Source organism: Candidatus Thermoplasmatota archaeon, assembly GCA_022848865.1.
Classification (GTDB): Archaea; Thermoplasmatota; Thermoplasmata; order RBG-16-68-12; family JAGMCJ01; genus JAGMCJ01.
In genome coordinates this window covers 1-9,071 of the sequence record JAJISE010000060.1, presented here as the reverse complement: position 1 = coordinate 9,071, position 9,071 = coordinate 1, and the positions used below count along the sequence as shown (strand labels likewise).

General features: G+C 55.8%; 10 protein-coding genes and 1 tRNA gene. 3 read left to right on the top strand and 8 right to left on the bottom strand.

Going from position 1 to position 9,071, the window contains the following annotated elements; translation table 11 throughout:
* Positions 1 to 45: 45 nt before the first annotated feature.
* Positions 46 to 216, bottom strand: a complete 171-nt coding sequence (locus LN415_09060; GenBank protein MCJ2557234.1) for an AbrB/MazE/SpoVT family DNA-binding domain-containing protein — start codon at positions 214 to 216, stop codon at positions 46 to 48.
* 62 nt (positions 217 to 278) lie between these two features.
* On the opposite strand from LN415_09060, the gene LN415_09055 reads away from it, so the two are divergent.
* On the top strand, positions 279 to 647 hold the full coding sequence (locus LN415_09055) for a hypothetical protein (protein ID MCJ2557233.1): 369 nt from the start codon (positions 279 to 281) through the stop codon (positions 645 to 647).
* Between the two features lie 15 nt (positions 648 to 662).
* On the opposite strand, the gene LN415_09050 is transcribed toward LN415_09055, so the two are convergent.
* The gene (locus tag LN415_09050) at positions 663 to 914 is read right to left on the bottom strand and encodes a LuxR C-terminal-related transcriptional regulator (protein ID MCJ2557232.1); all 252 of its coding nucleotides are present in this window, start codon (positions 912 to 914) and stop codon (positions 663 to 665) included.
* Positions 915 to 2,997: 2,083 nt separating this feature from the next.
* Positions 2,998 to 4,143 (bottom strand): hypothetical protein, encoded by a 1,146-nt coding sequence (locus LN415_09045; GenBank protein MCJ2557231.1) that lies wholly within the window; start codon positions 4,141 to 4,143, stop codon positions 2,998 to 3,000.
* Positions 4,144 to 4,307: 164 nt separating this feature from the next.
* Between LN415_09045 and LN415_09040 the strand changes: the two genes are divergently transcribed.
* Positions 4,308 to 5,015: a tyrosine-type recombinase/integrase gene (locus tag LN415_09040; protein ID MCJ2557230.1), complete on the top strand. Its 708-nt coding sequence runs from the start codon at positions 4,308 to 4,310 to the stop codon at positions 5,013 to 5,015.
* A gap of 316 nt (positions 5,016 to 5,331) precedes the next feature.
* Positions 5,332 to 5,544: a hypothetical protein gene (locus LN415_09035; GenBank protein MCJ2557229.1), complete on the top strand. Its 213-nt coding sequence runs from the start codon at positions 5,332 to 5,334 to the stop codon at positions 5,542 to 5,544.
* Here the strand turns inward: LN415_09035 and LN415_09030 are convergent.
* From LN415_09030 to LN415_09010, 5 genes are all read right to left on the bottom strand, one after another.
* On the bottom strand, positions 5,522 to 6,796 hold the full coding sequence (locus tag LN415_09030) for a site-specific integrase (protein MCJ2557228.1): 1,275 nt from the start codon (positions 6,794 to 6,796) through the stop codon (positions 5,522 to 5,524). The genes LN415_09035 and LN415_09030 overlap by 23 nt on opposite strands.
* 52 nt (positions 6,797 to 6,848) lie before the next feature.
* Positions 6,849 to 6,921 (bottom strand) — tRNA-Ala (locus LN415_09025).
* A gap of 35 nt (positions 6,922 to 6,956) precedes the next feature.
* Positions 6,957 to 8,378 carry an amidophosphoribosyltransferase gene (purF, locus tag LN415_09020; protein ID MCJ2557227.1) on the bottom strand — a complete coding sequence of 474 codons (1,422 nt, stop codon included), beginning with the start codon at positions 8,376 to 8,378 and terminating at the stop codon, positions 6,957 to 6,959.
* Positions 8,378 to 8,545, bottom strand: a complete 168-nt coding sequence (locus LN415_09015) for a 50S ribosomal protein L37e (GenBank protein ID MCJ2557226.1) — start codon at positions 8,543 to 8,545, stop codon at positions 8,378 to 8,380. Before LN415_09015 ends, purF begins: the two co-directional genes overlap by 1 nt.
* 8 nt (positions 8,546 to 8,553) lie before the next feature.
* Positions 8,554 to 8,772 (bottom strand): small nuclear ribonucleoprotein, encoded by a 219-nt coding sequence (locus LN415_09010; protein ID MCJ2557225.1) that lies wholly within the window; start codon positions 8,770 to 8,772, stop codon positions 8,554 to 8,556.
* Between the last annotated feature and the right edge of the window lie 299 nt (positions 8,773 to 9,071).

The window sequence follows — 9,071 nt, the reverse complement described above, 5'->3', positions numbered from 1 at the left end:
ACCAGAGCTTCTTCAGCCAGAAGATTCCCGATTCGGTGAATAGCGCTATGGCACGGGTCCAATACGACCTTTCTCGATGTAGATCCTCTTCCCGTCCTCGTAGAAAAGAATGAAGCCTCCTTCCTCGACTTCCCCAAGCCTCTCCCTTACCTTCTTGGGAACGGCTATCTGCTTTCTCTGTGTGACCTTGGCTTGGGCGAAGTGCCTCTTTGGCATCGGATGTGGATTGTCTGTCATGCATAAATAACGAATACAATCTAACATGATAACAAGAAAAGATGATATATGCTGAAGGTCATGGAAGTCTCGAGGGACAGGTCGGCATGAAGAAGGACCCCTACATGATGTCCATTGCGAGGTACGAGGCGAGAGTCAAGGAGATGAAGAAGGAGGAGGACATCTACTATGTCGCGGTGCCCTTGGGGGCGCTTATCGCCTTGCTCTTCATCATAATCCTGGTCCTCTCGGGCGGAATTATGCATCCAGGCGGATGGCTGATGATTGTCATTGGCATCGCTCTGGCCTCCGGCGGGGCGGTGGGTTATCGCCTCCTCCGAAAGGAAAGGAAGGAGCTGGAGGAATGGAGGTCGTGGGAATCCGAGACTCAGGAAGCCCTGGGTGAGACCAGCAAACGTGACTTCGAATAGCACGAGTCGAAACCCTCAGGGTCTCGGCCTCAGATCCTTCGGGTCCCTGGAGATGAATTCCAGTCCTCCATCCTGGATTCTGAGAAATCCGATCTCCAGGAGGAACTCGATGTCATCCTCCAGTTCCAGGCACTTGTGCCTGATATTGGAGATGCTCCGTGATACGGAGGTCGTTGCGACGCCGAATTCCTGCGCAATATCCATGACTTTCGCGCTCTCTTTCAGGAACTCGAGGATCGCCCTTTCACGCTTCGTTATGAAGCCCATGTTTTCGACATACGAGCTCGGCCATATTAACGTTATTGAGTACGCCAACCCCATGAGGTTAGGCAAGCTACACTAACCGATATGGGTTAAGAACATTCCCGCCACGCGACTACGTAGCTCCACGCGCCACAACCGATGTCGAGATGTGAAAGCCTGAAAAACCGGATGAAAGCCTGGAAAAAGCGGGAAAGGGAGAATGCGCATCATAATGTCACCAGGTCCGATGTGCAGACGGTTTCCTCGTCTGCTTCACTACTCGGGATTCCGCGAGCCGATCGCCCCGTCGAGAAGAGGGAATGCTGGAGTCTCATACGTCTCAGGTCACGACGCCTCTCGGCCTTATTCTGCGGCTGAGTTTGTGATAAATCTGTGACGAATCCCGTAACCGTGACGTAACATGTAGCTGTTACAATGCCTGGCTATCTGCGACGTTACACGTGATGAGAGGGATAGACCCGGTGTCGTTGCAGTAGCTCCTACAGCTACAACACGGTAGCGAGGAGGGTGTCGTTACAGGGCAAACTACACGCCCCACGCCTGCATGTTACATCCCCCGTTACATGTAACGGGTGCAGCCGACATGTGCATCTCGGCTACTGTCGCAGAGCATCGTGAGAGGGTGTACGGGACCCGTTGCGACCACACGGTCATCACACCATGTAACGCGCCTCCAGTCCTTTGGTGTAGCGATACGTGCAAACAGACCTACGGGGCGCGCTTCACTCCGAGTGACGGTGATGACAGCCTGTTACAGCGGTGTCGTCACGATTGGCCGATTACTCCCCTTCCTCTGGGCCTCCAGGAATCGTAGAATCTCCTTCCCGCGCTCCGTGGGGAAGCCCTTCTTTTGTATTGTCAAGGAGGGAGTATATTGACACTATGAAGTTATACATGATATGATTGCCCATTTCAAATCTCAGGGTCGCGCTACGATCTGACTTCGACAGCTACGGTCACAACCACAGTCAGGCTGAAAAACACCTGGAAAAGGCTGGAGAAGGCAGTGAGACCTCAATGTTTGCGGGAACCGGCGAAGATCTCGCCACGGCGACTCCAAAGTCTGCGATCGGCGCGTGGATGCTCTGTGGCTCCACCTTCTCATCGCATCCAGTGTCAAATGAGGAGTCGACACACCCGAACTCAGCGGCCTGGTCCGCCACAGAATGCCGCTGATCGCGTAGCAGAGTCGTGGCGTGCGGCGTAGCTGCGGTGTAGCGTGTAGCTAGCTACAATGCCTGGCTACCTGCGGTGTAGTGTGTAGCGAGAGGGGGAGACCCGGTGTCGTTGCAGTAGCTCCTACAGCTACGACACGGTAGCGGGAAGGGTGTCGTTACAGGGCAAGCTACACACCCTAGGCGTGCACTCTACGCCCCCCTCTACCCGTAGCGGGTACAGTCGGTATGTCTGTCTCGGTTACTGCCGTAGGACATCAAGAGAGCGTGCAGGGGACCCGTTGCGACCGCACGGTCCCCACAGCGTGTAACGCGCCTCCAGTCCTTCGGTGTAGCGACGCGTGTAGAAAGATATGCCGTCCCCGCTACATTCCGAGTGACGGTGATAGCCGCGTGTGGCGGCGGTGTCGTCACGGTCGGCCGATTACTACCCTTCCTCTGGGCCTCCAGACCTGATGCAGTCCCTCACTCTACGATTGCGGTCCGTCGCATCGGTGTCGCTAGGTCTCTTCGTCCTCCTCTTCGATGCACTCTATCGCCCAATCGTATCGCAGAGTCTCTGAGACGTACCTCTCGATGTCCTCAAGAAAAGGGCATTGTGCCGGCAGCTGCTCTCAGCTCCTTCGGGACGACCCATGTTCACCGCGGTAGAAAAAGAGGTAGAAAGTGTATTCTACTGTGGAGAACACCTTGCCTGGCTCAAAGGGGAGAACACCGACTACGCACGGATAGTCCGGTGTCGTTGCACTAGCTCCTACCGCTACAACACGGTATCATCTCAGGTGTCTGGCACCTCCACACCGCATGCATGAAGGCTCACTGACCGGCAGGATACCAGCGGTGGAAAAGTAGAATGCGGGTACCCCTCCAATCACCTCGAGGGCCCATCCAGCATCCGGTGTTCTGTAACGTCAACTCCTGCCACTCAGGTGCTCCCTCATTTCACGGATCGTTGGCATCCTCGGCGGGTCGAGGAAGCCGCTTCGGAGTCCCTCCGCCATGAATTCCACCTGCGCCTTCCTGGAGGTCCTTGACAACTCGTCGAATACCTCATCGGGTGCGACCTTCAGATGTCTTGAGAGCACCGTCTGAAATGGCTCTCCCCAGCCCTTCATGTCCTTCTCCGAATGAATGCGCTCCCGCAGAAAACGGAAGACCTGCTTCTCCCCCTCCTTCGCCGTCCTTCCCTCTGATCTGAGGAAACGTCTGAACCTTCCCTCGGCTCGGGCATACACGGCCTCGGATTCCCCCAATACCGGAGTTATGTGGGAGACCACGAGACCTCTCATGCCCTTCTGTCCAATCGCCTCGAGGAGTTCTCCGCACAGTGCGTGCGAGACCAAGGTGAACTTCACGGCTCTGGTGACACACTCCAGGTAGCCTTTCGCCTCTGCTCTCGAAAACCCACCCTCGAGACGCCACAACTCCGAAAGGACTCTCGCCGCTTCGATGACGAAGGACTCGGGAGGATCTGGTTCCACGCCAGTGAGCGGAGCCATAGCCCTCATCCATCCGTAGCATCCAACCATCCACCTCGTGACGGGGTCGAAGGTCCCATCGTCCAAGACGTCCTGGGTCTTCGTCAGGGCTCTCTGCAGTACTCTGGCCCTCAGATGGAGGAAAGTGAGGGCGACCGAATCGAGTCTTTCAAGCGCCTCCAGGAACCTCTTCTCATCGTCCTCATGACCTTCGAAGTCGGAGGGTTCCAATCCGTAGACGGTTGAGAACACGCCCGATGTCATCCTGTCGGGGTCCTGATCTCCCAGTCTCTTCATGTCAGCGCACTTGATGGCTGTATTCCAGTAGTCTGCCACGAGCAGGTAGTATGTCTCAGGAGCACTCTGTCCTCCCTTCGTCGGATTGCCCTCTCTGTCGACCTTCTGCAGCACTCCGTACTCACGGAGTCTATCCAGCCTTCTATACAGCGTTGCGCGCGACAGACCCTTTTCCAGCTGGCTCGGTCTCAGCATATCGGACCTCTGTTCGGCGAACCTTCCAATAATCATCTGGGTCTTCTCATCGGCAAGAAGGTCCTCGAGTCCCATTCTCTTCGGCATCTACAATTCCTCGCGTGACCTATTACCACACATGTGAGCACAGAGTATTAGTTTTTGGGAGTCCGTTGACCTTCGATGATGGAGAAACATGGGGGAAGCGCACAATCGCTCGCGTCTCGCTCGTCTGTCCTGGTCTGCCTCGATACTGTGAAAGGGTGTGGTCCATGGGCTTGAAGGAGAGGATAGAATCCAGAGGCCTTACCGTCGAGGAGTGCACGAGGCTCTGCTCGGCCTCCAGAAGGCTCCCCTCGCAGGCCACGAAGTTCCAGATCTGGAAGGCCCTGAGGGACGAGCTTCTCGTCAGACTGCTCTACGAGACGTGGGCCAGAGTGAGCGAGCTCCTGAAAGTCGACATTCAGGACATCGATTTCGACAACTGCTCCATCCTCATTCGCCATCCTAAGGGCAAGGCCGTCTTTCGGATTGAGGACGGCAAGAGGATTCATGTTGACACAGTTCACAGACAGCGTCAAGTCTTCTTCGGCGACTACACCAGAGATCTGATGATACGCTATCTTCAGAGAAGGAAGAGAGGGCCGCTCATTGCGAATAGCAGGAAGAAGAGACTATCGACGAGACAGGCGGAGAGAATCGTCGACAGGCATGCCAGGTCTGCCGGGATCCAAAGGGTCATAGGGTACAACAGGAAGAGCAGAGAGATTCGTCTCGTGACCTGCAAGGCTCTTCGGGAGGCAGGAGAGAGGCACACGGACGTAGCTGGCGCAGATAGAGATGCCACAGCAAGGATCGCAGGGCACACCGTCCGGACGAAGGAGCGATTCTACAAAAAGGGCAACTACGAAGAGGACAGGAGGATAGTCAGAGAGAATCATCCGTTGATGCGAGAGGATGGGATGGGAAGCCAGAAATGACGGACTCATATGTGAAGTACGACAGAACCGCCCATCCAGGGGAGCACGATGCTAGGCAATGATGGCAGTTCAGAGAAGAGGGGTCCTGGAAGACCAAGAACGGCAGCCGAGATCAGGGTGAAAGCAGTGCAACTTCGTCGGACAGGACATTCATGGACCGAAATCGCCGAGGCCCTCGCAATTGGTCGCACGACGGCGAGGAGGCTGTGCCAAAACGGCCATCGTGATGGTGAGACCCCTAATCCTCCGAGGAAGGAGAAGAGGATTTTGGCACAGATCAGAAGGCGGGAATGAAAGCGAAGTGTGAGGATCGACAATGGTAACAAAGAAGCAGGCAAACGCCGTTGAGAGGCCGAATCATGAGCTAGTAGACCTCAGGCTCGTGAAGAAGCGTGTTCTTGAGATCCTCCCCCCTGGAGACCCGGTTAGGGAGGCTCTTGTTAAGGAGCCAGACCTGCTTCCCAGGCCAGAGGGTCTTGTTAAGCTGGCTACCTACGCGAGAGTCCTCATGTCAAAGAGAGCTCGATGATGATTCTGCTATCTGGTAGCGTCGACTTGTATATCCACCCCTCATCCAGAAATGAAGGAAGGTTCTCGATGCTCACAATCCTCTGCCTCGGGTCGCCTCCGTTTGCCATCAGCCTCTTCGGAGCATCCTGGAGGAGCAAGACGATCTCCTCCTCGGATTTCGTCTCGAGTTGCATCGCCTCTATTTGCTCTTCAGAGTAGCCCGCTGCTTGAAGGAAGACACGCAGCAACTTGAGAGTCGGATCCCCTTTTCTCTGGTTCGGAGCGGTCTCCAGATATTCGAGTGCACTCTCGTACGCACCCCGCATCTGTTCGATGAGATCCTCTGGAAGTCTGCCCTTGTTGAGGGTGTATTTGTGTTCGATGTCCCCTACGTGCCCCATCCAGAACACACGGAAATCCCTCAGGAGTCCCTTCGATTCCGCCTGCATACAGCGCGTATCGAAGTAGCTCCGCAGAACGTAGGGTCGATTCTTGTCACCCGCCGCTCGCATGGCTTTCCGGATTATGTCACCGACATTGATGGAAGTGATGAAGTCCTTCTTTGCCCGTTTCGGGGTGATGATGGGGCTGTCCTTGTTGAGCTCCTCTCCCGCTGCCATCCTGTTCATGAGATAGGCCTGCAGATAGCTGCAACCCTCGGGCCCAAGGAAGGTGAAATACTGATGCTCCGTTTTTGATAGCTCAGGCCTCACAACTGCCATGGTCGGAACGCTGTCGAAGGTGACTTTGTCATCCTCCACTTGCATCTCCGGGAAGTCTCCGACCCGCAGACCGTCGCTTCCCTCGTAGCTCCCAAGAACCTGTATCCGTAGTCCACTGAATGCCACCAAGGATACCGCCACGCGAGCTCTCGGGTCCGCGGCATTGAGGACACGTCTCAGACCCTCCCGGTCAGGGATCATCTCCTCTGCAAGTGTAGGGGTGCTTCTTGTTCCCTTGACCTTGATCTTCCTGCTCAGCGTGATATCATTCCACGAGAGCCAGGACTTCAACGCCTTGAGTTCCGTCTCGATGTAGCTCCCTGCCCTCCCCTCGCCTTCCCTTTCCGTGACATAGTCGTGAATAAGGTCCTCTCGCTTCTTCTTCGGCATCTTGGCTAGCTCTCTTGGTGTTATCCGGGTCCTCTCGCAGAATCTGCCCATGCAGCGAAGGTAGTTGTCAGCAGTTGATTGAGCTCCCCTCGACATGTTCTCGAACCACCGACGTACATCTTCGTCCTCGAGCAGTCTCTCTTCCCTCTTACCGACCATCAAATGGGGTATAGAAGTGCCACTAGATAAGGGTTGTGAACCCGTAAGGGTATGGACCGAAGGGGACTTGAACCCCTGGCCTCCACCATGCCAAGGTGGCGATCTTCCAACTGATCTATCGGCCCGCGGAAATCACAATAGCCACTGACGATATATAACTCTAATCTTCCTTGAAGTGGAAGTCCAGCAGCTTCTTCTGGAACCTGTGCATCTCCTTCGGTATCGCCACTGGATACCGCCCCGTGATGCAGCCCAAGCAGAGCTCGTTCCTTCTCTGTCCGATCATCTCGACGACTCCCTCGATCGTATTGTAGCCCAGTGAATCGGCACCGAGCTCCTTGCAGATGTCCTCAACCGTCTTCGCGTTCGCGACGAACTGGTCCCTCGTCGTCATGTCTATCCCCAGGTAGCAGGGGGCGATTATCGGCGGGCAGCCGATTCGCACGTGGACCTCGGTCGCGCCGACGTGCTTCATCACGGCGATGATCCTCCGCATGGTCGTTCCGCGCACTATGCTGTCGTCCACGAGGACGATTCTCTTTCCCTTGACCACTGGCACGACCGGATTGACCTTCTCCCGCACGCTCGAGCTCCTGCTCTTCTGGTCGGGCATGATGAAGGTCCTCGCGATGTACCTGTTCTTCATGAGCCCCTCCGCCACGGGGATCCCCGAGGCCTCGGAATATCCGAGGGCGTAGGTCCTTCCCGAGTCCGGCACGGGCGCGACAACGTCCGCCTCCACCGGATAGAGCTCGTGAAGGAGCGCTCCTATCTTCCTGCGGATCTCGTACACCCACTTCCCGTCCAGTACAGCGTCGCCTCTCGCGAAGTAGAGGTACTCGAAGAAGCAGTGCGCCTTCCGCTTGCCCTCCACTAGCTGATGGCTCTCGAATCCGTCCTTGGTAAGCTCGACAAGCTCTCCCGGCCTCACGTCGCGAATGAGCTCACCATCCAGGACATCGATGGCCACGTTCTCCGATGCGATGATGTGTCCGCCGTCGAACTTGCCTATGCAGAGCGGCTTTATCGCGTGCGGGTCCCTCAGTCCGTACACCTTGCCCTCGTGGAGGAAGGTCATCGCATAGGACCCCTTCAGCTCGGGGACGACCTGCTTCATTGCCTCAGCGAAGCTCAATCCGTAGGCCATCTCGTCGGAGAGCATGAAGGCTATCGTTTCCTCCTCGCTCCCGAGGTTGTACTCGTGGCCCTTCCTGTCCATCCTCCTCTTCAGCGCTCCGGAGTTGGTGATTATGCCATTGTGTCCGAGAGCGATCTCTCCTGAAGGCGTCTCGATGACGTGCGGCTGCGCGTTCTCCGGCTTGGACAGCTTGATCGAGTAGTAGTTGTGCCCAATCCCCTTCTTGCTCCTCAGCTTCTTCAGGTTGGACTCGTGGAATATCTCCCCCACCAGACCGAGGTCCTTGATGCACTTGATCTTGCGCGCTTGGACCGCGATACCCGCGGACTCCTGCCCGCGGTGCTGCAGTGCCCTGAGCGCATAGTAGATATGAGAAGACGTCCGAGACGGAGAGGAGGAATGTATGCCGACGACAGCGCATTGCTCCTTTGGCTTTTCCATCATCAGTGACCCTTGGCCCAGCTGTAATTTCTGAGTTTGGCGCTCCTGCCGAAGCCGCACGAGGCGCAGTACTTCTTCCTCACATGATAGGCGTGCTTGCCGCATCTCCTGCAGACCATGTGGGTCTTCCTTTTCCCTCTCTTACCCAGAGAAGCTGTACCCTTGGTCAGAAAATCACCTATGGCGAGATGTATATGACGTTGTCCCCGCGAAGGATGGCGATATCGAGCTTCCTCACCACTTCATCGTCCATCCTCTCCTCGGCGCCCTTCAGGACTATGTTCATATGCGGGTCGAAGCCCTCCAGCTTCCCCCTGTACTCGCGTCCTGCCTTGAGCTCGACGATCACCTGATGATTTATGTTCGCGTTCAGTACCGAGAGCGGCTTCTGCATGATACCACGTTAAGAGGATAATCAAGACCGTACTTAAAGATGTGGTTATGCGGGGGGTGGGGATACTAGTTGCAGTTCAAATCGCAGAGGCTCCTGAATACTCAATTGCCTCAGGGTGGTCTTTCAGGCCTTCGGGTCCATTTCTCTTACCCTTGCCAAAAGCGAAGAGAAGATCTGAAACGTTTTGGGCATCTGTTCAAGAACATCCTTGTCAATATTGGAATCGGGATGCTGGCTGTGACCCTTACGTGTCCCAATATCAACAGTATTCGGCACAGCCAGGTTCTCAGTTGCTTTTGACT